Genomic DNA, 24,415 nt, shown 5'->3' on the forward strand with positions numbered 1-24,415 from the left:
GGAGGGGGTCGGCACGGAGAGGACCCGGTGCCGGGGGACGCCGGCCCCGCACCGCTGAGCATCCGGCCGGCCGCGGCGCGCCGGGAGCGCCGACAACCATCGCAATCCGCCCGGGTCCGCGTCCGTGCGGAGAAGGACCCCGAAGGAGAACGGGACATCGCATGCCACCCTCACTCGGCCGACGCGCCCTGCTGCTCGGCACCGGTGGACTGCTCGCGGGACCCATGGGCTGCTCCGCGACCTCCCGGACGGAGGCCGCCCCGGCCACGTCCGTAGCCCGGCCCCCGCTCCCACCCCTGCCGACGACCACGGCCTGGCGACCCGACCGGGGCGATGTGGACCCCGAAGTGAAGCTGCGTGCCGTGCGCGTGGTGGAGGCGATCGGCGCCTGGCCCGCCGGCCGGGGCGGTGCGGCCGCGGCGAAGAAACGGGTGGCCGCGCTGGGGGCGGCCCCGTCACTGGTGGACCGGGCGGGCGCGCTGCGCCCCGACGCCGACCGTGCCGCACTTCAGGTGATCGACGCGCAGTACGGCGGGATCCTGGCCGACTCGGCCAGTGTGCTGGTGGTGTGCCGTCAGTGGACACCCGGCCACGCGGGCGGCACGACCGTCGACGTACGGCTGAGCCGGGCCCGGCCCCACTGGGAGGTCACCGGTCTCCACCCGGCCCGCCCCGGCCCCGCCGCAGCCGCGCTGCCCACGGAGGCCGAGCGGGTGCTGGCCGAACCGCGGATCGGTCTGCCGCCCGCGGCCGAGTCGGACATCCGCAGCGGGCACGTCCACCCGAGCGTGCTGCGGGCCCTGCTGAGCCTGGCCGGAACGTACCGGATGGACGTCAGCGTGATCCGCTCCGGGCACCCGCTGTACGTGTTCGGCACCGACCGGCCCAGTGATCATCCATCGGGCCGGGCCTTCGACGTGGGGCGGATCGACGGGCACTTGGTCGTCGATCCGGCCACGTCGCGCCGGTTGATCGAGTCGTTCATGCGCGACGCGGCGGCGGCCGGCTCGTACAACGTCGGCGGGCCGGTCCGGCTCTCCGGAGGTGCGACGGCGTATCAGTTCTTCACCGACGCCACCCATCACGACCATGTCCACGTGGGATTCACGGGCTGAGGACCGCCCCGCCGCTCAGGCGCGCTGGTCGAGGCCCGCCCCCAGCGGCGGCTGCGGGGCGTCGAGCAGCGAGGTGTCCACCTCGCCGACGCCCCAGCCGTACGCCAGCTTGTGCACTTCCAGTACGAAGAACGAGTCGGTCGAGACGATTCCGTCGATCTGGTGCAGCCTGCGGTTCATCAGATCGGTGAAGTGGTCGGTGTCCCGGCAGATCACCTCCACCATCACGTCGTAGGTGCCCGCCGTCATGATGACGTAGGAAGTCTCGGGCAGCTCCCTCAGCCGTCGGCAGACCTCCTGGGCGCTGCCCGGCCTCACCCGGATGCCGACCATGGCGAACCGGTCGAAGCCGATGGTCAGCGGGTTGGCGATACCGACGATCTGAAGAGTGCCGTTCTCCTCCATGCGCTGGACGCGGTAGCGCACGGAGGAGGCGGGGATGTCGAGTTCCTCGGCGATCTGGCTGTACGGGCGGCGGCCGTCCGCTTGGAGTGCGGCGATGATCTGGCGGTCGGTGTCGTCCAGGGGGCTGCCACCCAGCGTGCTCATGCTGTTGCTCCGGCTCTCATGTACGGCCCGTCACGGTGTGCGGGCCTGGATCTTCGGTCGTGCGGCCTATCCTGCCCGGCTCAGGAATCGAAACCGAGGCCGAGTCGGTCCAGGGTGCGCAGCCACAGATTGCGATGGCCGTGCATGTCCTCGCGGGCCAAGGACCAGCGGGTGGCCTCGACGCCCAGATACCGGACCGGCTCCGGGGGGAAGGGCACCGGGGGCCGGCGGATCATCGCGGGCCGGAGCCGGTCCGTGCGCCTCCGCGCGAGCAGGTCCAGCATGACCTGGGCACCGTACCGGGTGGCGCCGACGCCGAGCCCGGTGAAGCCGAGCGCGTAGGAGATCCGGCCGTGTGCCGCGGTGCCGGCGAACATGCAGAAGCGGGTGGTGGAGTCGATGACACCGCCCCAGGAGTGCGAGAAGCGGACATCGGCGAGGGCGGGAAAGGTCTCGGCGAACTGGGCGGCGAGGGTGTCGAAGGTGGCGGGTCGCTGGGTGAGCCGTTCGTCGACCCGGTTGCCGTAGTGGTAGATGGCGTCGTAGCCGCCGAAGAGGATGCGGTTGTCGTCGGTCTTGCGGAGATAGTGGAATTGATTGCCCGCGTCGGTGATTCCGTGGTCGCCGGTCCAGCCGATGGCGGCGAGCTGCTCGTCGCTCAGGGGCTCGGTGGTCAGGGCGTAGTCGTAGACCGGGATCATGCTGAGCGAGAGGCGCTTGAGCAGGGGCCGGTAGACATTGGTGGCGAGAGCGACCTGCCGGGCGCCGACCGCCGCGTACGGGGTGGCGAGGCGCACCCGGCCGGCATGACGGGTGGTCAGGGCGGTGACCTCGGTGTGCTCGGCGATGCGGACCCCGAGGTCCAGGCAGGCGGCGCGCAGGCCCCGGACGAGCCGGGCCGGGTCGAGGAGCGCGTAGTCGGGGGACCAGAGGCCGGCGGTCCAGCCGGGGGAGTCGACGTAAGCCCGTAGTTCCGCACGGTTCAGCAGCCTGGTCCGCTCGCCGTACCGGTGGGCGAGCGTGTGGGCGCTGTCGAGTCCTTCCGCCTGCCAGGGCGTGGCGGCGACGGTGACCTTGCCGCCGCGCACGAATCCGCAGTCGATGTTGTGGGTGTCCAGGTCGCGCCGGAAGGCCTCGAAGTTCTCCATGCCCAGGCGGTGCAGCAGCCGGGCGTCGGCGGGCCAGCGGTCGGCGCCGTTGGCGAGGCCGTGGGTGAGGCTGGGTGAGCAGAAGCCGCCGTTGCGGCCGCTGGCCGCATGGCCGCAGGTGTTCTGTTCGAGGACGAGGACATCCCGATCCGGGTCGGCGCGTTTGGCGAGCAGCGCGGTCCACAGGCCGGTGTAGCCACCGCCGACGACGGCGAGATCGCAGGTGGTGTCGGCGGTCAGCCGGGGCAGGGGTGTGGGGTGCTCGGGCCGGTCCAGCCAGTAGGGGGCGGCCTTCGTGTCACGCAGGCGGCTGCGGTGGCCGGTGGGGCGCGGGGCGGCGGTGGTCATGTGGCGGATACCTCGTTGCCGGCGTGGTGGGGCAGCGCGGGCCGGGGCCCCGACGCTGGTCGGGGCCCCGGTCGGCGGCGGGCGGGCGCGGGCGGGAGCGGGCGGGGCGGTCAGAGACTGATGACGCCGGTGCGGGTGTCGGTCATGTCCATGAGCGTCCACTTGCCGCCGATGCGGCCCCAGCCGGTGGACCGGCTGCCGGCGCCGCCGAACGGCATGTTGATGTCCCACCAGTTGTTGCTCTCGTTCACGACGACCTGGCCGACGGCCATTTCCTCGATGAAACGGAACGCGGAGGTCATGCTCCGGGTGAAGACGGCGCCCTGGAGGCCCAGCTTGTCGTCGTTGGCGATGCGCAGCAGATCGTCCTCGTCCTGTCCGGTGATGATCGGGACGACCGGTCCGAAGGACTCCTCACGGGACAGCAGACTGTCCTCGGGGACCCCGTCCACCACGGTGAACTCGTAGTAGAGATCGGTGGGATGACCGGAGGCGCGCTTGCCGCCGAGCAGGATGCGTGCGCCCCGCTCGCGGGCGTCGGCCATGTGCCGGTCCATCTTGGCCGCGACGCCCTCGTTGTTGAGGGGGCCGAGCACGGTCTTGGGATCGAACGGGTCGCCGAGGGTGATGCGCTGGGCCTCGCGCAGGACGGCCTCGACGAACTCGTCATGGATGTCGGCGTGCACGATGACGCGTTCGGTGGCGCAGCAGACCTGCCCGGCGCACGGGTAGGCGCCGTCGACGGCGGCCTTGGCGGCAGCCTCGACATCGGCGTCGGCGAGGACGACGAGCGGGCCGTTGCCCGAGCACTCCATGATGGAGCGCTTGAGTCCGGCGGCGGACTGGATCTTCGCCCCGGTCGCGGAGGAGCCGATGAAGCCGATCGCGTGAATGCCCTCGTGACGCACCAGCGCGTCGCCGGTTCCGCCCTCACCGGGCACGATGTTGACGAGGCCGGCGGGCAGCCCGGCGGCGACGAACGCCTCCATCGCCCTGAGGACGGTCAGCGGCGTGTTGGCCGGCGGCTTGACGACATGGGCGTTGCCGGTGGCGAGACCGGGGGCGACGAACTCCGCGAGCATCAGCAGCGGGAAGTTCCACGGCGTGATGATGCCCCATGTGCCCATCGGACGCTGGAAGGTGAACATCCGCTTGGTGTTGTCGGTGGAGGGCAGCGTCTCGCCGTGCAGCCGTACGGCGTCCTCGGCGTGCAGATGGAAGAGCTTGGCCGCCTCCTCGATGTCGGCGACGGACTCGGCGAGCGGCTTGCCCTGTTCCAGGGACTGGAGGCGGGCGAGTTCGTCCACGCGCCTGCCGAGCTCCGTGCCGATGCGGTGACAGAGCTCGGCGCGGGTCCACACATTGGTCGCGGCCCAGGCCGGCTGGGCCTCGTTCGCGGCACGCACCGCGGCGTCGACATCGGCGGCCGCGGGCAGGGGGAAGCTGCCCACGGGTTCGCCCGTCGCGGGGCTGATGACCTCATGGATGTTCCCGGAGGTGCCATCGGTGAACGCGCCGTCGATGAAGAGCTGGTGCCGGTCGGAGGTCGGGGTGGTCATGCGTTGGCCTCTCTGTCCTGTCCTGAACGGGAAAGGGCGCGTCGGCTCGAAGCCGCGCCGTCCCGGGTCCGGTACGAAGCGATGACTGGAGACTCGCCGAGCAATCAGGGGCTGTCAAGACTGCTGAATCAGCAATCAAGCAAGTCGATCACTGCTAGTTCATGAGTATTGACAGGCGATTTTCGCTTCCCTTATAACCGGGCCACATCGGCACTCCTGCCTGCGCCCACCCTGAGGGGAACGCCATGTCATCCCAGCCACAGACACCAGCCCCGCCCTCGTCGGACCCTTCGCACCCGTCGGGAGCGGCGGCCGCCGCGCTGCCGAAGAAGATGAGCTGGTTCGACGGATTCGCGATGTCGCTGACCATGCCCGCGGCGCTGATCGCCTCGCTCGGCGCTTCCATCGGCGGTCTCGGAGCCTGGGGTGCCATCGCCCTGTGGGCCGCCTCGATGGTGCTGGCCACGGCGACCAACTGGATCTACACCGAACTGGCCGCGATGTTCCCCGACTCCTCCGGAGGGATCGCGCACTACGCGACCGAGGGCTGGAAGAGGCGGGCGCCCGTGGTGGGCCCGATCGCGAGCATCGGCTACTGGTTCCCCTGGACCACGGCCCTCGCGGTCTACTCCGGGCTCATCGGCTCCTTCGTCCGGGCCCAGTGGTTCCCCGGCCAGGACTGGAGCGTGGAGTTCGGACCGCTGAAGGTGGACTTCCCCATAGCGGTGGGCCTGCTCGTCATGCTGCTGCTGTTCGGCGCCGCGATGATCGGCCTGCACGTCGCCATGTGGGTCGTCTACGTCACCGGCGGTGCGCTGCTGATCCCGCTCGCCGTCTTCATCGTCCTGCCGCTGTTCTCCGGTGACTGGAGCGCACAGGGCCTGCACTGGAACCTGCACGGTGCCGCGGGACTGCGCGAGGCCCTGGTGTGGCTGTACGTCATGGCGTGGACCTCGTTCGGTGTGGAGGTGTGCGCGACCTTCGCGCCCGAGTACAAGGACACGGTGCGCGACACCACCCGGGCCCTGCGCGCAGGGGTGCTGTTCTCCCTGGGGGTCTTCATCCTGCTGCCGCTGACCCTGTCGGGATACGTCGGTGAGAAGGCCATCGGCGAGGAGCCCACCACCTTCTTCGTCGGCGCCTTCCAGGATCTGGTGGGCGGTGCCTCCGACCTCATGGTGGTCTTCCTGATCGCCTCGTTGCTGCTCATCATGATCACCGGCCTCGCCGACGGGTCCCGGGTGCTGTACGAGATGGGCAAGGCGGGACTCACCATCAAACAGGTGGGGGTGCTGAACCGGCGCGGTGTGCCGGCCCGGGCCCTGCTGGTGGCCCTGGTGCTGAACGTCTTCGTGCTGACGGTGCTTCAGACCCCACTGGCCATCATCGTCACGGGCAACCTGGGGTACATCCTCACCCATGTGCTGGCGGTCTCCGGCTTCGCACTGCTGCGCAGGGACCGCCCCGACGCCGTGCGGCCCATCCGGCTGCCCCGGTTCTTCGTGCCGCTGGCCTGGACGCTCACCGGGTTCCTCACCGTGGTTCTGGTGGTGGGTGCGACCGGATTCTCCATCACCGGGTACGGCGGCTACACCGAACTGGGTGTGGCGCTCGCCGTCCTGGTGGTGGCGGTGCTGCTGTGGCTGTACCGGATCAAGGTGCAGGACCGGCGCTCCGTCGACGACCGGTAGTCCACCGACGGCCGGCCCGGCGCGGGCGGTGTCCGCACCGCGTCGGCGTGCCGGAGAACAGGCGGAAAGTGGTCCTGCGGACAAGAGTTGGCGCTCCTTGGACCGACCGGCACATGGGGGGCGGCGTCGCGGGGCCGGGCACGCACATCTGCGGCGTTGTCGTCGGTCAACAACGCTCCGCGTTGCCTCCCTCCTCCGCCTTGCAGCCGCACGCACCCAGCCCCGCTCCTTCTTCCACCCCCCCCATGTGCCGGTCGGTCTTAGAACTTGCGCGAATAGGCGCGGGTTGGGGGGCGACCGGGGTTGTACTGCAGTCCGATGTCCCGTCACTCACCCTGATCATTCTCGGTGGTCGCGGGGTCTGCGTAGACGCGTGCTTTGCCCGAATGTCGGGCCGGGGTTGGTCGTTGGGGGTGCGTAGAAGTACGCAACTTCGATTCTGGTGTGCGCTTGAGGCGGGTTGGGGGCGGTTACCGTGGCGGTCATGTCTGACGATCTGCAAAATGGCGGCCCGAGTGAGGCTGCGGCGGTGGCCAAGCGCCTGACCGATCCGGAGTGGCTGGTGAACACCGACCCAGCGCGGGTCCTGGCGGTGCTGGACGGCGCGACGGGGCGGGAGGAGGTGTTGGCGGCCGCGGTGTACCGAGTGTCAGCGCATGTGCACCGCGATGCTGACGTTGAGGTGCGGCGACAGTTGCTGGCGCTGGATGCGGCTCGCTACGGGGATGGGAAGCTGGCCGCACGGTTGGCCGCGGCTACGGTGGAGGGGGAACCGGGTACCAGATGGGGTGTGGAGTGGGCCACCGGCTCACAGATCGACCCCCGGCTCCGCTGCAACCTCACCAATCACACCGGCGCTGTGTTGGTGTTGGCGGTGGCGACGGCGGTGGTGGAGGGCCGCCCGGTCGCGGTTACCGGCAGCGACGATGCGACGGTGCGGGTGTGGGACCTGGCCACCGGCCAGCAGGTCGGTGAGCCCCTGACCGGCCACACCGACGAGGTGAACACGGTGGCGACGACGGTGGTGGAGGGCCGCCCGGTCGCGGTCACCGGCAGCGACGATGCGACGGTGCGGGTGTGGGACCTGGCCACCGGCCAGCAGGTCGGTGAGCCCCTGACCGGCCACACCGACGAGGTGAACACGGTGGCGACGACGGTGGTGGAGGGCCGCCCGGTCGCGGTCACCGGCAGCGACGACGGGACGGTGCGGGTGTGGGACCTGGCCACCGGCCAGCAGGTGAGTGAGCCCCTGACCGGCCACACCGGCCCGGTACAAGCGGTGGTGACCTCTGTAGTGGAGGACCGTCCGGTCGCCGTCGGCACCGGCAGCTTCGATACGGCAGTGCGGATGTGGGACCTGACTACCGGTCACCCGCTCGGCGAACCGATCACTGGTTACCCCGAGGAGGAGGTGTGCGCGGTGGCGGCGGGGGTGGTGGAGGGCCGCCCGATCGCCGTCACCGGCAGCCGGGATGGGGTGGTGCGGGTGTGGGACCTGGCCTCCGGCCGACCCGTCGGCGAGCCTCTCACCGGCCACACCGACGCGGTGTGTGCGGTGGCGACGACGGTGGTGGAGGGCCGCCCGATCGCCGTCACCGGCAGCTGGGATGCGACGGTGCGGGTGTGGGATCTGGCCACTGGTGAGCAGGTGGGTGAACCCTTCTCCGGCCATCATGCCAACCTGGTGGGTGCGGTGGCGACCGCAGTGGTTAACGGGCGTCCGGTCGCGGTTAGTGCTGGCTGGGATAGGACGGTGTGGGTGTGGGGCCTTGCTACTGGACAGCCCGTTGGTCAGCCCCTGACCGGCCACACTGGCTGGGTGGGTGCGGTGGCGACGGCGGTGGTGGACGGCCGCCCGGTCGCCGTCACCGGCAGCACCGATGTGGCGGTGCGCGTGTGGGACCTTGCCGCTGGACAGCCAGTCGGTGAACCCCTCACCGGTCACACCGACATGGTAGGAGTGGTGGTGACTGCGGTGCTGGATGGCCGACCGGTCGCGATCACCGCCAGCCAGGATGCGTCGACGCGGGTGTGGGATTTGACCTCCGGTCAGCAGATCGGTGCGGCCTTCACGGGCCTCGCTCGCCTGGCGAGCGGGGTGGTGGGTGGCCGTCCGGTGGTGGTCTCTGGCGACGGGGATGGGACGGTGCGAATGTGGGACCTGGCCACCGGCCAGCCTGTTGGTGAGCCCCTCACCGGCCACACCGGCGCGGTGCTGGCTGTGGCGGCGACGGTGGTGGATGGCCGTCCGGTGGCAGTCTCCGCCGGCTGGGATGGGACGGTGCGGGTGTGGGACCTGGCAACTGGCCAGCAGGTCGGTGAGCCCCTGACCGGCCACACCGGCCCGGTGTTGGCTGTGGCGACGATGGTGGTGGACGGCCGCCCGGTCACGGTTACGGGCAGCCGCGATGGGACGGTGCGGGTGTGGGACCTGGCAACCGGCCAGCAGGTGGGTCAGCCTCTCACCGGCCACACCGACGAAGTGAACGCTGTGGCGACGACGGTGGTGGAGGGCCGCCCGGTCGCGGTTACCGGCAGCAGCGATGCGACGGTGCGGGTGTGGGACCTGGCCACCAGCAAGCAGGCCGCTCCCGTCCTGTCGTTCCCCGAGCCTGTCCGGGCGGTGGCGGTGGCGCCGGGTGGAGGACTGCTGGCCGGCTTCGGCTGGGAACTCGCTCTGTTGTCCCCTCGCTGACTGCCCACACCGTACCGGGCCTGCCCGGAGCAGATGCCGTCGCGCCTTTCAGCGCTGTTCCGGCGGTTGTGACCGCCTGGCACCGGACCAGACCAGACAGCATGTGCCACCGGCGGGAACCTGAGGGCACACGGCGGCGTGTGGGCCCGCCCCCGCCGAACCGGACGCCAAGGCGGTGCTCAACCCACCCGGGCGAGCGCACGCACGTACTCTCAATTGCCGCAACCCCGCACCTCGCATCAGCCGGCGAAGCGGCGCGAGTGTCGCACCACGCCGTCACGGCGAGCTGCACCACCAGCCCGCACCCCCGCCCCCTTCACACTCCTTCCGCACGGGCGCTGTTCGCCTGGCCGGCGAGCCAACCACCAGCGGCCGCGATCACCACCCCCGAGGCGCCGCACGACCGTTGGGAAGCTTCGTGCCCGTACTGCCGTCATGGCTGACCGAACCGCTGTGGGACCAATTCGCCGCCCTGCTCCCGTCACGGCCCGTTTTCGATCCGGCCCACCCGCTGGGCTGCCACCGCCGCCGCATCAGCGACCGCACCGTCTTCGGCAAACTCCTGCAGGCCCTGCGGTTCGGCTGCTCCTACCAGGCCATCGCGGACGCCACCTGCTCAGCCACCACCATCCGGGCCCGCCGCGACGAGTGGATACGCCTGGGGATCTTCGCCCAGCTGAAGCAGATCGCGCTCGACGCCTACGACCGCATCGTCGGCCTCGTCCTCGACCAGATCGCGATCGACGGCACCATCACCAAAGCCCCCGGCGGGGGTGAAGCAGCCGGACGCTCACCTGTCGACCGGGGCAAGCAGGGGATGAAACGCTCGGGCATGACCGACGGCTACGGCATCCCCCTCGGCCGCATCCTGGCCGGCGCCAACCGCCACGACTCTCCCCTCCTCGCCCCCACCCTGGACCTCCTGGAAGAGCTTGGGCCGCTGCCCGACGAGATCACCGTGCACCTCGACGCCGGCTACGACTCCACCACCACCCGCACCCTCCTCAACGAGCGCGGACTGCACGGCCAGATCGCCCGCAAGGGGATCAAAGCACCCATCCAGGCCACCCAGCGATGGCACATCGAACGCACGCACGCCTGGCAGAACGCCTTCCACCGGCTCACCCGCTGCTACGAACGGCGCGCCACCGTCATCGATGCCTTCTTCGACCTCGCCGACACCGTCATCACCCTCCGTAGCCTCATCCGCCGAGCCTGGGCCACCCACCGCTGGGACACACGCCCTCAGCGCCGGCGGTGATCACGTGCCTATTCGTGTGGCCTCTTAGTCTCGGGCCCATGCGTGTACTTTTCGCCTCGACCAGAGGATCGGGTCACTTCCACCCGCTCATTCCCTTCATCGACGCGTGCACGGCCCGGGGCGACGATGTCCTCGTCGTCGCCCCGCCGGGGCTCGAAGCGTCCTTGGCGGCCAGGGAACAGCCGTACCGCATCGGCGGGGAACCGCCCCGCGACGAACTGACACGGGTGATGAAGCGCGTCCTGGAACTGGCCCCGGACGAGGGTGTTTCACTGATGACCACGGAGGTGTTCGGCCGGCTCGGTGTCGCCGCGATGCTTCCCGCGCTGGAGGAGGTCTGCCGCACATGGCGGCCCGACCTCGTGCTGCACGAGGCCTATGAGTTCGCGTCGGTGGTGGCCGCCGAGCGACAGGGCATCGCGCACGCCCGGGTCGCGGTCTCGGCCGCGCGTTTCTCCCGGTCCACCGACGCACTGCTGGCCACCGTGCTCGAACCGTACGGCCCCGGCATCACGGAACGGCTCCGCACGTCCCCGTATCTGACACGGCTGCCGGCCTCCCTGGATCCCTCCCCGTACGCCGTGACCCACCGCTACCACGAGCCCTCGCGGCCCGGTGCGCTGCCGGACCGGTGGGGCGGCAGCGCGGAACCTCTCGTCTACATCACCCTCGGCACCGAGGCGGGCGCCATGCCGACCGCCACCGCCCTGTACCGGGCAGTGCTGGAGGCGGTGAGCGGGCTGCCGGTACGGATACTGCTCACCGCCGGCCGCGGCACCGATCTGCGGGGACTCGGACCGCTTCCGCCCCATGCCCATGTGGAGGCGTGGGTGCCGCAGGCCGATGTTCTCGGCAGCGCCTCGCTCGTGGTCTGCCACGGCGGATCCGGGACGGTCTTCGGGGCCCTGGCGGCAGGTGTCCCGCTGGTCTGCGTCCCCCTCTTCGCCGACCAACCGGCGAACGCCCGGCTGGTCGCCGGGGCGGGTGCGGGGCTCGCCGTCACCCCGACCGGTGGTCCGGCGGACGATTCGGCGGTGCTCGGCCCCGACGACGTCTCCCGCATCCGGTCCGCCGCCGAACTGTTGCTCAAGGACCCCTCGTACCGGGCGCGGGCCGGCCGACTGGCCGACGAGATGCGGGCCACCACCCCATGCCGGGAACTGATCGGCACTCTCGATCCGCACTCCTGAGCCGCGACCGCCTCGGTCGTTCCACCGGCACACGTGCGGAAGGGACGCAGCCGAACCGGACGGGCACGTCCGTACGGTGGGGTTCGGTGCGCAGGGGCGCTGCGACGACGCACCGGCGGGCATGGGAAAGAGATGCCAGGAGTATCCGCACCCGTGATCAAGCTCGTCCGGCGCACCACCGAGCCGGTCGGAGCGCAGACCCTGCGCTCCACGGCAGCAGCCGTCATCTCCTACGTCGTGGCGGTGTGGACCCTTCCGCATCCGGCACCGCTCACGGCACCACTCACCGCGCTCCTCGTCGTGCAGGTCACCCTCTACGCCACCCTCACCACGGGGATCCGCCGCGTGAACTCCGTCGTCGTCGGCGTGCTCATCGCCACTGCGTTCAGCTCCCTGGTCGGCCTCAGCTGGTGGAGTCTCGGACTGACGATCTTCGCTTCGCTGATCATCGGGCGGCTGGTGCGGGTGGACGAGTTCGTGCCCGAGGTGGCGATCAGCGCGATGCTCGTACTGGGCGTGTCCCAGGTCGCCTCCACCGCGTGGGACCGTGTGCTGGAGACCCTGATCGGCGCAGGTGTGGGACTGCTGTTCAACCTGCTGTTCGCGCCGCCCGTTTGGGTGCAGCCCGCGGGCGCCTCCATCGACAGTCTGGCCAGGGCGATGGGGCGGATGTTCCGTGCGATGGGACAGGACGTGGACGGGCACATCTCCGTCCAGCGGGCGGCCGACCGGCTCCATGAGGCCCGTCGGCTGGACCACGACATCGTGGAGGTCGACGCCTCGCTGAGGCAGGCCGAGGAGGGCCTCACCCTCAATCCGCGCGTCAGGCAGGGACTGCTGTACCGGGTCGTGCTCCGTACCGGTCTGGACACCCTGGAGATCTGCGCCGTGGTGCTGCGGGTGTTGTCACGCACGCTGACCGACCTCGCCAAGGCCCGTACCGGCGAGACGCTGTTCCCCGCCGACGTGGCCGAATCCCTCAGGCAACTGTTCGGACAGATGGCCGACGCCATCGAGAGCTTCTCGGAGCTGATCACCACTCCGGTCGCGGAGAACGCCGAGGAGGCCGAGGACCGGCTGGCCCGCGCACTCGCCGTCAGCCGCACGACCCGCGACCGGGTGGCGGATCTGCTCCTCGAAGACGTCTCGGAACATCCCGGGCAATGGCAGTTGCACGGGGCCCTGCTCGCAGAGGTCGACCGGATTCTGGACGAGCTCGACATCGACAAGCGCACGGAACGCCTCGGCAAGGAACTCGACCGGCGCTCCGCGCAGGTGCACGACCGTCATCCCTGGCTGCACGCGGTGTCGCGACGGCTCGGAAGCACCCGGAACTGAGACGGCGCGGGCGGACGGCATCATCCGGAGGCCGCAGGCCCCGTGGACTGCGTCAGCACGGCGACCGCGCCGACGAAGGCTCTCATGCGCGGCCCGGTGAACGAGGCGGCCACCGCGGGTGCCGCCACCAGGAACGGGCCGAGATGCGCATTCGGTGGCGCGATGACATCGACCACCGTGACGACGACGATCAGCGCGAACGGCATCGCCACGAGAGCGTTCCTGCGCGTTCGGGCCTTCCGGAACAGCTGCGGGAACGGCTGGGAATCCATGTTCCCGGGATACCTCCGCCGGTCCGCCGCCGCGCCCCGTGACAGCGGATCGGCGCGGCCCGGCGACACCCGTCGTCACTCTGCGTCGGCCGCTCACCCGGACGGTCGGCCGCTTTCACCCGCCTGCTTCCCGTGTCGCGCCGTTCCGGCCGGGCCTGGCAACGCTGGGCCCACCAACCGCTCCTCGACGAAGAGAGAACAGCATGACCGTCTCGGCCTTCCTCGCCCCGCGGACACGGATACCCGGGCGTCGCGCGCGGATCGTCGCCACCGTACTCACCACGGCGGCCCTCGCCACGGCCCCCGCCGCCGTCGCGGCCGACGGCAGCGCCGATGCGGCCGGCGCCAAGCCCACGGTGGTGCTGGTGCACGGCGCGTTCGCCGACGCATCGAGCTGGAACGGCGTGACGGAACGACTGCAACGTGCCGGCTACGAAGTCATGGCCCCGGCCAATCCACTGCGCGGGCTCGCCCATGACTCCGCGTACATAGCCAGCGTGCTGAAGAGCATCAGAGGCCCGATCGTGCTGGCCGGGCACTCCTACGGAGGTGCGGTGATCAGCGACGCCGCTGCGGGGAACCCGCAGGTGAAGTCACTGGTGTTCGTCTCCGCGCTCATGCCGGACAAGGGGGAGAGGCTCGCGGACCTGTCGGCGAAGTTCGCCGGAAGCGAGCTGAACACGGCGCTGAAACCGGTGCCGTTCCCGAACGCCGAGGGCGGGGAAGGGACCGACCTGTACATCCGGCCCGCAAGGTTCCACGACGTCTTCGCGGCGGACGTGCCGTCGGGAACCACCGCTGTCATGGCCGCCGCCCAACGCCCCATCAGCGGGGCCGCGTTCATGGAGAAGGCGACGGGGGCCGCATGGAGGACCATCCCGTCCTGGGCGCTGGTCGCCACCCGTGACAAGGCCATCGCCCCGGACCTCGAACGTTACGAGGCCAAGCGCGCCAAGTCCCACATGGTCGAGGTCGACTCCTCGCACGTCGCGATGGTGTCGCGCCCCGACGCCGTCGCGGAGCTCGTCCGGAAGGCCGCCGGAGACAACACACCGGCCGAGTCCACCATGGCCTCGACGGGCACCAGCAGGCTGGTCCTGGCCTGCCTCGGCGGACTCGCGGGCGTGACCGTCGTGGCCGGCGCCGGCCTCGTGACGGCCGTCCGCAGGCGTCGGGCCGCCGGCAGCGGGCCCGGAGCATCCCTCTGACACCGGTCGGTGAGGGTTCGGGGGCGGGCCGGTCCGAGGACCGGCCCGCCCGTGTCTCCGTCGGCGATGTCGTGTCCGCCACGGGGTCACGTCGCCCGCCGCGGCGGGCCGAGCCGTCACGGCGGCGGTGCGTGATCAGACGGTCGCCCGGGCTCCCTCGACATACGGCTCCTGCTTACGGGGGCTCCAACTCGCCTTCCACCCGGACCGGTTCGCTCGCCGGGTCGCTGTGCAACGGTAGGCGTGGCCCCTGTGCTTCCTGCCGACGAGCCCCGCTCCGGCCCCGGGCCGGAGCGGGGCCCCGGATGTCTACGGAACCAGCTGGGACTCCGACAGGCGGGGCGAGGGCGGTGCCGCGCCGTCCAGCGTCGCGGAGTACAGCGTGGCGTGCTCCTCGCGGGACACCACCGACCGGCCGCCGCGCAGGGTGAGACGGCGCCCCTGCGGCGTCGTCCAGCGCACCTGTGCGCAGTCGCCGACGCCGTGCACCTCGGGGTCCGGCACCTGCTCCCCGGTCGGCCCCGTGGCGGACGGTACGAGGGAGAGCGACCCCGCGGCGAAGGTGTCGCCCAGCGTCGCCCAGTCCAGCTCCGCCGCGCTCCGGCTCTCGAAGAGGACGACCTCGATCCGTATCCCGTCGGCACGTGGGACCACCCGGACCGTCGGCCTACGGCCGCCGAAGCTGCCCCCGGCCAGCCTGAAGACCAGCCGCGCCGTCCCCAGACCGAGATCGACACCGCCGTCGACCGCGGAGATCTCCGGCACGGGCGGTGCGCCGATCACGTCCGTCACCAGCCGCAGTGACCGCGCCCGGAACCGGTCGCCCGGCCGGATCATGTCGAGGTGGTGGTGCCGGTCGCCCGCCGGGCAGGCGAAGCCCGTCAGCCAGGCGACGTGCGGGCCGCTCTGCACGGTGGAGATCACCCCCGAGGCGAAGTCGAAGTCCTCCGCCCCGTCGTCCTTCAGCAGATGGACGTGCAGATGCCCGGGGGTGCCGTCGGGACGTACCCAGTGGCCGAACAGCGGGCGCCGCTGCAGCCAGGTGTCCTGGTGGTTCACGCTGCCCAGCGTGGTGACCGCGTCCAGCCAGGTGGTTCCCGTCTCCGGGGACGGGCTCCCGGCGAAGAGCTCCCGGTGCTCGCGCTCACCCTCCAGCTCCAGCAGCCGCGGCAGGGCCCAGTCGGGCACGCGGTAGTCCACGCAGGAGTCCACTCCGACCGAAATCTCCCCCTGGACGGGGTGGACCTCCGGGGCGCCCAGCACCCCGCGCACCGCCTTCACCAGGAATGGCGGCACGCCCAGATCATTGCTGTAGCAACGGGCCATCGGGCCGGAGAGCTGACGGGTCGGCGGATGCCAGCGGGCCAGGAAGTGCAGCCAGAGCCGGTCGTGCAGGCGGTCGTTGAGGACCAGCACCTCCTCGTCACGTACGTGCTCCCTGATCAGGGTCAGGGTCTGGAGGACGACGCCCCAGTAGGACGGGCTGTTGAACTCGGTGAAGCTGCCGGTTGTGTCGATCGCCTCGCACAGGCGCACCATACGGTCCTTGCCGTACGCGAACAGCTTCTCGTCGTCGAGGAGTCTGCCGGCCGCGAGCGTGACGAACGTGCCCATCACGGCAACGTTGGTGTACGACATGGGGACGTTCCTGCGGACGATCGACGCCGCCGCGTGCCGTACCGCCTCCCGGACCTCCCGCAGCACCGCGGGGGGCAGGCGGTCGCCGTGCCGGGCGTGCACCAGCAGCAACTGGATCCCGAGGAAGTCCGCCCAGTTCCAGTCGGCCGGGTCCATCTCCGCCGCGGATTCCTCGGCGTAGTAGCCCCAGATGCCGTAGGTGGCGCTCTCCACCGACCGGTCCTGGAGCTCCGCGATCCGCAGGATCACGGCGTGCGCGCGCTCGGCGTCGCCCGCACCGCCCCGTTCCAGCAGGAGCAGCGCGTACTGCAGGGAGTTGCGGGTGGGGTGGGCGGGGCCGCCCTTGATGTGTGTGTGGATGGGGTTGTACGGGGCTTCGATCCGCAGCAGGTTCGCCTCGGGGTCCCAGCAGCGGTCGCCTTCGGAAAGGGCCGCTCGCAGCAGGGTGCGGTCGTACTCGGCGGCCGACCAGGCAGGGTGCACGGGATGTCCTCCAGCTCGCGACCGTCGGGCCGACGATCTCCGGCAATGGGCGGGAAACGTTTTCCAGAGGCTAAGCCGATGTGACCACCCCGGCAAGGGGCTCACGGTCAAACCGGGCTGGAGATCCGCTCCTCACCCCCATTGACGCGGCGATATCGGGCGGTGCAAGGTGACCCCGGCTGGAAAACGTTTTCCGGTCCGTTTCCGGTCTGCCCCTGAATGGAGTCCCCGATGAGACCCTCCCTGCGCACCGCCCTCACGGGCGTCACCGCGGGTGCGCTCGTCTGCGTGCTTGCCTCGTGTTCCGGTTCCGGCAGTGACAACGCCGCCGACGGTACGGTGACCATCACGGTCTCCGGGCGCCCGCCGGCCACCAGCGCGGCCGCACTCAAGATCTTCAACGCGCGGGTGGCGGAGTTCGAGAAGGCCAATCCCAAGATCAGGATCAAGACGAACGAGTACCAGTACGACCAGCAGAGCTTCCAGACCAAGGTGGGCGGCGGCAGTCTGGAGACGGTCGTCCGGGTGCCACTGACCGAGATGTCGAGCCTGGTCAAGCGCAGGCAGATCGCCGATCTCACCACGGACTTCAAGGGATTGAAGCACAGCGAGGACTTCAGCCAGGTGGTGCTCGGCGCCGCGAAGGGCCTGGACGGCAAGATCTATGGCATACCCACCGAGGAGTACGCGCTCGGACTGGTCTACAACCGGGATCTCTTCGAGAAGGCCGGACTCGACCCCGACAAGCCGCCGACCACCTGGCCCGAGGTCCGTGCCGCGGCCAAGGCGATCTCCGAGAAGACCGATGCCACCGGCTACGCCCAGATGACCAAGGAGAACGCCGGCGGCTGGATGCTCACCGCCATGGCCTACTCCTTCGGCGACAACATGCAGGAGGAGTCCGGCGGCAAGTGGGCCAACACCTTCGACCGGTCCGGCAGCGGTGCCGAGAAGTCCCTGAAGGTGCTCAAGGAGATGCGCTGGACGGATCAGTCGATGGGCAGGAACCAGCTGCGCAACCTCACCGACATGGAGAAGGACTTCTCCGCCGGAAAGATCGGCATGGCGATCGCCGGGCCCAGCATCATCAACCACTACATCCTGCAGTACAAGGGCGATCCGGAGACCATCGGGCTCTCCGCCATGCCCACGGACGGCAGCAGCAGGCGGACCCTGGCCGGCGGCGCCGTCGCCGTGGTCAGCCCCAGGGCCACCCCGCAACAGCGCGAGGCCGCGGCGAAGTTCATCGACTTCTACTACCTCGCCCCCAAGTACGACGTCGCGCTCGGCGAGAAGGACGCGGCGTCCATGAAGAAGGACGGTGCCGTCGTCGGTGCGCCGACCGTCCCGTTCTACGAGCCGGCCATCGCCGACCCGGTCCAGGCCGCGATCGACAAGCTGGCCAACGTGCCGGTCGCGCACTTCGCCCCGTACGCCAAGGCGCTCGACGAGTACGAGCTGGCCATCGAGCCGCCCGTCGAGGCGCAGAACGTCTACAAGGTCCTCGACAGCGCCGTGCAGGCCGTACTGACACGCCGGGACGCCGACCCGGCGGAGCAGCTGAAGAAGGCTGCCTCGCAGGTCAAGTCCCAGGTGGAGCGCGCGCAGCGCTAAAGGCTGTCCCGTGACCCCTGGTGGGCGCGCGACGACGGCTACGGCGCCTCGCCGCATTGCCGGAACGTCCGCATACATCCGGTGTGCGGACGTCCCTCCGCCCTGCGATGCACCGCGTCCGACGCCGCGCGCTGCTCCACCAGGGACTACGGGACGGTCCTTGGGCCGTGACTTCGAACTGCCGTCCGCCGCGGGGCCGCCCTTCGGGAGCCGACGGGAAGGTGACGACAGGCCCCAAAGCGCGTCCGGCACATCAGGCACGAGTACAGCACGAGGAGAGGCGAGGAGACGTCGATGAGCAGGTCACACGCACCTGCGGCGCCCGCCGGGAACCGCAACCAGAAGAACCGGACACGGAAACAGCGCCCCACCGACCGCTCCGCGGACCGGTCACGGACAGCGGACGGGCTGCCGCGCACCGCCTCCCCGCGTCGCGGCGGCCCCGGGCAACGCGTCGTCCGCTGGGTCGGGCAAGGAGGTGTCACCACCATCCTGTTCGGCCTGCCGATGGTGCTGTGCTTCGCCTACTTCTCCTGGTGGCCGATCGTCCAGAGCGTGCGGCTCAGCTTCCAGCAGACCAATCTGGTGGGCCCCGCCGCCTGGGTGGGCCTGGACAACTTCCAGCACGTGCTGGACGACCCGCTGCTGTGGACGGCCGTCGAGAACACCGCGCTCTTCGCGCTGCTCGCGCTGGTGATCGGCTTCCCGGTGCCGCTCTTCCTCGCGGTGCTCATCGCCGAACTGCGGCGTGGCGGAACGCTGTTCCGTATCCTCGCCTACCTGCCGGTGGCGATTCCCCCGGTCGTCTCCGTCCTGCTCTGGAAGGTGTTCTACGACCCGGACGCCGGCCTGTTCAACCAGTTGCTGGCCCATGTGGGCCTCGGCCCGTATCCCTGGCTGCAGTCCACCGACACCGCCATGCTGTCGATCGTCCTGGAAGCCACCTGGGCGGGCTTCGGCTCCACGGTGATCATCTATCTGGCGGCACTCGGCTCCGTGCCGGCCGAACTGTACGAGGCCGCCGAGATCGACGCGGCGGGCATCTGGCGCCGGATCTGGCACATCACCCTGCCGTCGCTGCGCGGGGTCATCCTGATCATGCTGCTGCTCCAGATCATCGGCACCCTGCAGGTCTTCACCGAACCCTTCGTGATGACGGACGGCGGCCCGGAGGACTCCACTCTCACCGTCCTGATGCTGATCTACGACTACGCCTTCCAGGACGGCGACTTCGGAGCCGCGACCGCGCTCAGTGTGATGCTGGCCCTCGTGCTCGGCGCGCTCTCGGCGGTCTATCTGCGGGCGACGAGGAGCTGGAGCAACTGATGGCCGTACAGACCCCCCTTCGCACCCGCGACAGCAGCCGTTCCGAGGAGCGCGGACGCGGACTCATATCCGACGCCGACCGGCGGCGGACCTCCGTACGCGTCTCGCTCCGCTCCGTGCAGACCCTCTCGCTCCTGCTGCTGCTCGCCTTCGGAGCCGCGCCTCTCTACTGGACGTTCAAGGGCGCCGTCTCACCGACCCAGGAGCTGCTGCGCGATCCGCTGGCGCTCTGGCCCGGCCACGCGCAATGGGACAACCTCTCCCGCGCCTGGAACGAACTGCAGGTCGGCCAGTACCTCTGGAACACCGTGGTCCTGGTCACCGGCTCGGTCGTCGCACACCTCGTCGTCGCCACCACCGGCGGATACGTGCTGTCCGTGCTGCGCCCCAAGTGGGCGGCGCCCGTGCGATGGATGGTGCTCGCCACCCTCTTCATCCCGGGCTCCATCTCCCTGGTCGCGCTCTACCTCACCGTGCTCGACCTGCCGGGCCTCGGCATCTCGCTCGCCAACAGCCCGTGGGGCGTCTGGCTGCCGCACGCCGCCGGCGCCTTCACCGTGCTGATCGTGATGAAGTTCTTCGACGGCATCCCGCGCGAACTCTTCGAGGCCGCCGAGGTCGACGGCGCGGGCCCGTTCACCGTCTTCCGCCGGATCGTGCTGCCCATGTCGCGGCCGATCCTCGCGGTGGTGACCCTGCTGACGGTCATGAACTCCTGGAAGGACTTCCTCTGGCCCCTGATCGTCATCCCGGACACCGAGAAGCAGCCCATCTCCGCCGCGCTGCCGCGTCTCGCGGAAACGGCGGAACAGTCGCTGCTCATCGCCGGGATGCTGCTCGCCGTCCTGCCGCCGCTCGTGCTGTTCCTGATCTTCCAGCGGCAGATCGTACGCGGCGGGGGAGGCTTCACCGGCCTCAAGGGATGAGTTCCACCCGGGCACACGCGCGGACCCGGTCCGCGCGGCCGACGGCGGCAGCGGTGCGCGCCGACGGCACACGGGCCGGTGCGCTCCGCCGGGGTACAGCCGACGGAGCACACCACCACCCGGGAACCACCGATACGCACCGCGCCGATCCGATCGAGAGGATGCCTCGATGGAAAAGAACGGCACGATCCGGCCAGGTCCACTGGTTCCGGCCAGGGTAACGGGCCGCTCCAGACGGCCCGTCGCATGGGGCGCCGCCACCGCCCTGCTCGGCTGTCTGCTGGTGGCAGCGCCATTGCCCGGTACGGCTCCGGCCGCCCACGCGGCCGGTACCCTCACCGTCACCTCGCCCGATCTGATCTTCGTCAAGGGACAGGCGAAGATCACCCTGGCCTCCGACGAGGCCTCGGTCGTCTGGAAGGCCATGGACGACCAGGGCCTGACCGTCGCGTCGGGCACCGCACCGGTCTCGGGCGGCACGGCCACCGTCGACGTCACCACGCTCGGCAGCGGCTACTACACGCTCACGGCAACCGCGGGTGCCACCACCCGTACCGCCAATTTCGGCGTGCTGACCGCACTGGCCGGCCACGAGCAGAACGACCCCCGCTTCGGCACCGGCATCCACTACGGGTGGAACGACGGCGACGACCAGAAGCTGCTGCGTTCGGTCAAGCTGATGGGCATGCACGGGATACGCTCCGACATCAACTGGAGCGCCATCGAGAAGACGGCCGGCGAGTACACCTGGAGCGGCTACTCCACCGACCAGCACATCCCGTACGCCAAGACGCAGGGGCTGACCGCCCTGCCCATCTCCGGCTACCGGAACCCCCTGTACGACAACAACCGGACACCGGCATCCGACGCGGCGCTGGAGGCCTACGGAAAGTACACCGCCGCCGTCGTGGAGAAGTACCAGCAGTCCACGAAGGAGGTCGAGATCTACAACGAGTACAACTCGACCGGCTTCAACAACGGCACCTGCGGCATCACCGCCGACTGCTACCTCAAGCTGCTCAAGGCGAGCTTCGCCAAGGTGCACGCCAAGGTGCCGGACGCCACCGTCGTGGGCGGCGGCCTGGCCGGTCTCCAGACCGACTGGCTCAAGCGGCTGTACGCGATCGGTGGCCTGGACCACATGGACGCGCTCAGCGTCCACGAATACGGCTACCCGAGGCCGCCCGAGGAAGCCCTGGCGAAGCTGCCGCAGGTGCGCGCCGATCTGGACGCGGCGGGCGGCAAGGACTTCCCGCTGTGGATCACGGAGAACGGGTACCCCACCCACAGCGACGGAGTCACCCCGGCCGTGCAGGCCCAGTACCTGCCGCGTGCCCAGATCTTCTCGTTCGCCTCGGGTGTCAACCGCTACTACTGGTACGACCTCACCAACGACGGCACCGACGCCACCAACAAGGAGCACAACTTCGGTGGATTCAAGCGCCCCACCGCCGAGGTCAAGGCCTGGCAGCCCAAGCCGTCCGTCGTCACCGAGGGCGTCCTGATCCGCCAGATCGCGGGCCGCGCCTACGCCGGCCGTGACGACGCCGGTTCCGACGCCGTCCGCTCGTACCGCTTCGGCACCGGCGCCGACACCGTCCGGGCGCTGTACACGACCGCGACGACACCCGGAACCGTGGAGCTCTCGGCCACCGGCCCGCTCACCGTCACCGACCAACTGGGCCACGCGAAGACCTACACCCCGGCCGGCGGCAGGGTACAGCTCGGGGTCGACGGAAAGGTGCTGTACGTCAAGGGCGCGGTGACCGGCGTCAAGGCCGTGACCGCCCCCGTCTTCTCCCTCGCACTGCCGAAGCGCTCCAACACGGAGGAGACCGTCGGCGCGGTGCTCCAGGTGGACCGCACCGAAGGGCACACCCCGATGCCGCCGCGCGTCGACTTCCGGATCGCCGGGGCCGAGTACCGGCTGATCGCGCGGCCCGGCAAGGTCACCCGCAAGACGGTGGAACTGCCCACTTCGTCCCTGACCGGGGCTCGTTCGGTCAGTGGCACGGTCGGAGCGGGACCGCTGACCCTCGGCCGGATCACCGCCGACACCGAGGTGGTGCCCCCGACCGAGGTCACCTTCGACCCGGTGGTGAGGAAGGCGGCGCCGTTCGCCGCCGGACTCCAGGTCACCGTCACCAACAACCGCGCCCGCTCCGCGCTCGACCTCACCAAGCTGGAGTGGCAGGTGAACGAGGGCACCGCCTATCTGGACCGCGGCACCATCGACGGACCGATCGAGGTCGGCACCGGGTCCAGCACCTCGTACACCGTGGACACGCGCAACATCAAGCCCTGGAACCGCTACTGGACGGCCGCCTACATCAGCACCCCCGACGGCACCAGGACCCCCGTGGGCACCTGGAACGGCTGGGGCGCCGTGCAGCCCGAAGGCACGGACACCACCACACCCATCGACATCGCCGCTCAGGGCAAGCTGTACTTCGCGGGCGGCTACCGGGGTGCGGCCGACCTCTCCGGCACCGTCCGGCCCCAGTACACCGACGCCGGGCTCGTGCTGAAGGGCGAGATCACCGACAACGTCCTGGCCCAACCCGCCACCACCGCCGAGAACATGTGGCAGGGCGACAGCATCCAGTTCGCCGTCACCCCCCAGCTGCCCGGCCGCAGCCGGCAGTACGTCGAGGTCGGCGCCTCGCTGGTGGGCGGCAAGCCGCAGGTCCACACCTGGCGGCCGCCGTCCGGCCAGACCGCCGGGCCGACCCCGGGTGCCACCGCCCGGATCACCCGCGACGGCACCACCACCCGCTACACGGTGACGGTGCCGTGGGCCTCGCTCGGCCTCAGCGGCAGGCCGACCGCGTCCATCGGACTGGCCATCGCCGTCAACGACTTCGACGACGACGGCCGGGGACGCGGTTGGTCCGAGTGGGGTTCGGGCATCACCAACAACTCCAAGAGCGCCACCGGCCTGCGGGCCGTCCAACTGACCGACTGACCCACCGATGAACTGGCGGGGCCGGGTGCACCTGACAACACCTGGCCCCGCCGCTCCATGACCCGCAGTACCACGTCTCACCGTGAGGAGACCGACCCCATGGCCCTGTTCGACCTGCCGCTCCACGAACTGCGCGACTACCGGCCGCAGATCGACGAACCGGAGGACTTCGACGCCTTCTGGTCGAAGACCCTGACCGAGACCCGCTCCCACGACCTCGCGGTCTCCTTCGAACCCGTCGACACCGGGCTCACCGGCCTGCGCACGTGGGACACCACGTTCGCCGGCTTCGGCGGCCACCCCGTCAAGGGCTGGTTCAGCGTTCCCGCGCACGCCGAGGGCCCGCTGCCGCTCGTCGTCCAGTTCCACGGCTACAACGGCGGTCGCAGTCTCCCGCACTGCTGGGGCATGTGGCCGCTGGCCGGCTTCGCCCACTTCATCATGGACGTACGCGGCCAGGGCAGTGGCGGCAACGTCGGCGACACACCCGACCCGGTCGGCTCCGGTCCCTCCCACGCCGGCTTCATGACCCGCGGCATCGAGGACCCGGAGAGCTACTACTACCGCCGGGTCTACGCCGACGCCGTACGGGCCGTGGAAGCGGCCCGCTCCCACCCGCTCGCCGACCCCGCCCGCACCGTCGCGCTCGGCGGCAGCCAGGGCGGCGGCCTCGCCCTCGCGGTCGGCGGCCTCGTCCCCGGCCTGGCGGCCGTCGCCGCCGACGTGCCCTTCCTCTGCCACTTCGGCCGGGCCGTCACCCTCACCGACGCCGACCCGTACGCGGAGATCGCTCGCTACCTCAAGATGCACCGCGGCAAGGAGGAGACCGTCCTGCGCACCCTGTCCTACTTCGACGGGGTCTCGTTCGCCGCGCGCGGCAGCGCCCCCGCGCTCTTCTCCGTCGCGCTGATGGACCAGGTCTGCCCGCCGTCCACGGTCTTCGCCGCCCACAACGCATACCGAGGCAAGAAGAACATCGAGGTCTACCGGTTCAACGGGCACGAGGGCGGCGCCATGTTCCAGGAGGCCGCGCAACTCCGCTGGGTGCCCAAGACCCTGGAGAAGACCGGCTGAGCCTCCCGCGGTCCG

The 24,415-nt window shown here is 70.4% G+C and carries 17 protein-coding genes; 12 read left to right on the top strand and 5 right to left on the bottom strand.

Translation table 11 applies throughout. The annotated features are described in order from the left end of the window. Positions 1 to 161: 161 nt before the first annotated feature. Positions 162 to 1,115 carry a hypothetical protein gene (locus tag ACIQCZ_RS11945; RefSeq protein ID WP_402281662.1) on the top strand — a complete coding sequence of 318 codons (954 nt, stop codon included), beginning with the start codon at positions 162 to 164 and terminating at the stop codon, positions 1,113 to 1,115. Positions 1,116 to 1,130: 15 nt separating this feature from the next. Here the strand turns inward: ACIQCZ_RS11945 and ACIQCZ_RS11950 are convergent, their stop codons facing one another. The 3 genes from ACIQCZ_RS11950 to ACIQCZ_RS11960 all read right to left on the bottom strand — a co-directional run bounded on the left by ACIQCZ_RS11950 (position 1,131) and on the right by ACIQCZ_RS11960 (position 4,719). Further along, entirely contained in the window at positions 1,131 to 1,664 is a 534-nt protein-coding gene (locus tag ACIQCZ_RS11950) for an Lrp/AsnC family transcriptional regulator (RefSeq protein ID WP_376208477.1), read from the bottom strand. Positions 1,665 to 1,744: 80 nt separating this feature from the next. After that, positions 1,745 to 3,160 (bottom strand): NAD(P)/FAD-dependent oxidoreductase, encoded by a 1,416-nt coding sequence (locus tag ACIQCZ_RS11955; protein ID WP_402281663.1) that lies wholly within the window; start codon positions 3,158 to 3,160, stop codon positions 1,745 to 1,747. A gap of 110 nt (positions 3,161 to 3,270) precedes the next feature. Next, positions 3,271 to 4,719, bottom strand: coding sequence for an aldehyde dehydrogenase family protein (locus ACIQCZ_RS11960; RefSeq protein WP_402281665.1), 1,449 nt, complete (start codon positions 4,717 to 4,719; stop codon positions 3,271 to 3,273). A gap of 245 nt (positions 4,720 to 4,964) precedes the next feature. Between ACIQCZ_RS11960 and ACIQCZ_RS11965 the strand changes: the two genes are divergently transcribed. The 5 genes from ACIQCZ_RS11965 (at position 4,965) to ACIQCZ_RS11985 (ending at position 12,894) form a co-directional block, all read left to right on the top strand. Further along, positions 4,965 to 6,410: an APC family permease gene (locus tag ACIQCZ_RS11965; RefSeq protein ID WP_402281666.1), complete on the top strand. Its 1,446-nt coding sequence runs from the start codon at positions 4,965 to 4,967 to the stop codon at positions 6,408 to 6,410. A gap of 484 nt (positions 6,411 to 6,894) precedes the next feature. Further along, positions 6,895 to 9,105 carry a WD40 repeat domain-containing protein gene (locus ACIQCZ_RS11970; RefSeq protein WP_402281667.1) on the top strand — a complete coding sequence of 737 codons (2,211 nt, stop codon included), beginning with the start codon at positions 6,895 to 6,897 and terminating at the stop codon, positions 9,103 to 9,105. 418 nt (positions 9,106 to 9,523) lie between these two features. Then, positions 9,524 to 10,366: an IS5 family transposase gene (locus ACIQCZ_RS11975; RefSeq protein ID WP_402281669.1), complete on the top strand. Its 843-nt coding sequence runs from the start codon at positions 9,524 to 9,526 to the stop codon at positions 10,364 to 10,366. 38 nt (positions 10,367 to 10,404) lie between these two features. Further along, the gene (locus ACIQCZ_RS11980; protein WP_402281671.1) at positions 10,405 to 11,556 is read left to right on the top strand and encodes a glycosyltransferase; all 1,152 of its coding nucleotides are present in this window, start codon (positions 10,405 to 10,407) and stop codon (positions 11,554 to 11,556) included. A gap of 132 nt (positions 11,557 to 11,688) precedes the next feature. Then, on the top strand, positions 11,689 to 12,894 hold the full coding sequence (locus tag ACIQCZ_RS11985; RefSeq protein WP_402281672.1) for an aromatic acid exporter family protein: 1,206 nt from the start codon (positions 11,689 to 11,691) through the stop codon (positions 12,892 to 12,894). 20 nt (positions 12,895 to 12,914) lie between these two features. Here ACIQCZ_RS11985 and ACIQCZ_RS11990 read toward each other — a convergent pair whose 3' ends face one another. Further along, positions 12,915 to 13,166, bottom strand: coding sequence for a hypothetical protein (locus tag ACIQCZ_RS11990; RefSeq protein WP_402281673.1), 252 nt, complete (start codon positions 13,164 to 13,166; stop codon positions 12,915 to 12,917). 203 nt (positions 13,167 to 13,369) lie between these two features. Here ACIQCZ_RS11990 and ACIQCZ_RS11995 point away from each other — a divergent pair, with 203 nt between their 5' ends. After that, positions 13,370 to 14,374, top strand: coding sequence for an alpha/beta fold hydrolase (locus tag ACIQCZ_RS11995; protein ID WP_402281674.1), 1,005 nt, complete (start codon positions 13,370 to 13,372; stop codon positions 14,372 to 14,374). Positions 14,375 to 14,683: 309 nt separating this feature from the next. Here the strand turns inward: ACIQCZ_RS11995 and ACIQCZ_RS12000 are convergent, their stop codons facing one another. Beyond that, the gene (locus ACIQCZ_RS12000; RefSeq protein ID WP_402281675.1) at positions 14,684 to 16,495 is read right to left on the bottom strand and encodes a hypothetical protein; all 1,812 of its coding nucleotides are present in this window, start codon (positions 16,493 to 16,495) and stop codon (positions 14,684 to 14,686) included. A gap of 231 nt (positions 16,496 to 16,726) precedes the next feature. On the opposite strand from ACIQCZ_RS12000, the gene ACIQCZ_RS12005 reads away from it, so the two are divergent. From ACIQCZ_RS12005 to ACIQCZ_RS12025, 5 genes are all read left to right on the top strand, one after another. Then, positions 16,727 to 18,109, top strand: coding sequence for an ABC transporter substrate-binding protein (locus ACIQCZ_RS12005; RefSeq protein ID WP_402281676.1), 1,383 nt, complete (start codon positions 16,727 to 16,729; stop codon positions 18,107 to 18,109). A gap of 294 nt (positions 18,110 to 18,403) precedes the next feature. Next, positions 18,404 to 19,435, top strand: coding sequence for a carbohydrate ABC transporter permease (locus tag ACIQCZ_RS12010; protein ID WP_402281678.1), 1,032 nt, complete (start codon positions 18,404 to 18,406; stop codon positions 19,433 to 19,435). Continuing rightward, positions 19,435 to 20,361 (top strand): carbohydrate ABC transporter permease, encoded by a 927-nt coding sequence (locus tag ACIQCZ_RS12015; protein ID WP_402281679.1) that lies wholly within the window; start codon positions 19,435 to 19,437, stop codon positions 20,359 to 20,361. Before ACIQCZ_RS12010 ends, ACIQCZ_RS12015 begins: the two co-directional genes overlap by 1 nt. A gap of 169 nt (positions 20,362 to 20,530) precedes the next feature. Beyond that, positions 20,531 to 23,326, top strand: a complete 2,796-nt coding sequence (locus ACIQCZ_RS12020; protein ID WP_402281680.1) for a hypothetical protein — start codon at positions 20,531 to 20,533, stop codon at positions 23,324 to 23,326. A gap of 99 nt (positions 23,327 to 23,425) precedes the next feature. Continuing rightward, on the top strand, positions 23,426 to 24,400 hold the full coding sequence (locus tag ACIQCZ_RS12025) for an acetylxylan esterase (RefSeq protein ID WP_402281682.1): 975 nt from the start codon (positions 23,426 to 23,428) through the stop codon (positions 24,398 to 24,400). Positions 24,401 to 24,415: the final 15 nt, after the last annotated feature.

The organism is Streptomyces sp. NPDC093149, assembly GCF_044754145.1.
In the GTDB taxonomy this organism is placed as follows: domain Bacteria; phylum Actinomycetota; class Actinomycetes; order Streptomycetales; family Streptomycetaceae; genus Streptomyces.

Bases quoted from the DNA above. Each gene is read 5' to 3' on its own strand.
- ACIQCZ_RS12015 (WP_402281679.1), top strand. From the start codon at position 19,435: ATGGCCGTACAGACCCCCCTTCGCACCCGCGACAGCAGCCGTTCCGAG.
- ACIQCZ_RS12025 (WP_402281682.1), top strand. From the start codon at position 23,426: ATGGCCCTGTTCGACCTGCCGCTCCACGAACTGCGCGACTACCGGCCG.
- ACIQCZ_RS11990 (WP_402281673.1), bottom strand. From the start codon at position 13,166: ATGGATTCCCAGCCGTTCCCGCAGCTGTTCCGGAAGGCCCGAACGCGC.
- ACIQCZ_RS11965 (WP_402281666.1), top strand. From the start codon at position 4,965: ATGTCATCCCAGCCACAGACACCAGCCCCGCCCTCGTCGGACCCTTCG.
- ACIQCZ_RS12005 (WP_402281676.1), top strand. From the start codon at position 16,727: ATGAGACCCTCCCTGCGCACCGCCCTCACGGGCGTCACCGCGGGTGCG.
- ACIQCZ_RS11945 (WP_402281662.1), top strand. From the start codon at position 162: ATGCCACCCTCACTCGGCCGACGCGCCCTGCTGCTCGGCACCGGTGGA.
- ACIQCZ_RS12010 (WP_402281678.1), top strand. From the start codon at position 18,404: ATGAGCAGGTCACACGCACCTGCGGCGCCCGCCGGGAACCGCAACCAG.
- ACIQCZ_RS11980 (WP_402281671.1), top strand. From the start codon at position 10,405: ATGCGTGTACTTTTCGCCTCGACCAGAGGATCGGGTCACTTCCACCCG.
- ACIQCZ_RS11970 (WP_402281667.1), top strand. From the start codon at position 6,895: ATGTCTGACGATCTGCAAAATGGCGGCCCGAGTGAGGCTGCGGCGGTG.
- ACIQCZ_RS11995 (WP_402281674.1), top strand. From the start codon at position 13,370: ATGACCGTCTCGGCCTTCCTCGCCCCGCGGACACGGATACCCGGGCGT.
- ACIQCZ_RS11960 (WP_402281665.1), bottom strand. From the start codon at position 4,719: ATGACCACCCCGACCTCCGACCGGCACCAGCTCTTCATCGACGGCGCG.
- ACIQCZ_RS12020 (WP_402281680.1), top strand. From the start codon at position 20,531: ATGGAAAAGAACGGCACGATCCGGCCAGGTCCACTGGTTCCGGCCAGG.
- ACIQCZ_RS11950 (WP_376208477.1), bottom strand. From the start codon at position 1,664: ATGAGCACGCTGGGTGGCAGCCCCCTGGACGACACCGACCGCCAGATC.
- ACIQCZ_RS11985 (WP_402281672.1), top strand. From the start codon at position 11,689: ATGCCAGGAGTATCCGCACCCGTGATCAAGCTCGTCCGGCGCACCACC.
- ACIQCZ_RS11955 (WP_402281663.1), bottom strand. From the start codon at position 3,160: ATGACCACCGCCGCCCCGCGCCCCACCGGCCACCGCAGCCGCCTGCGT.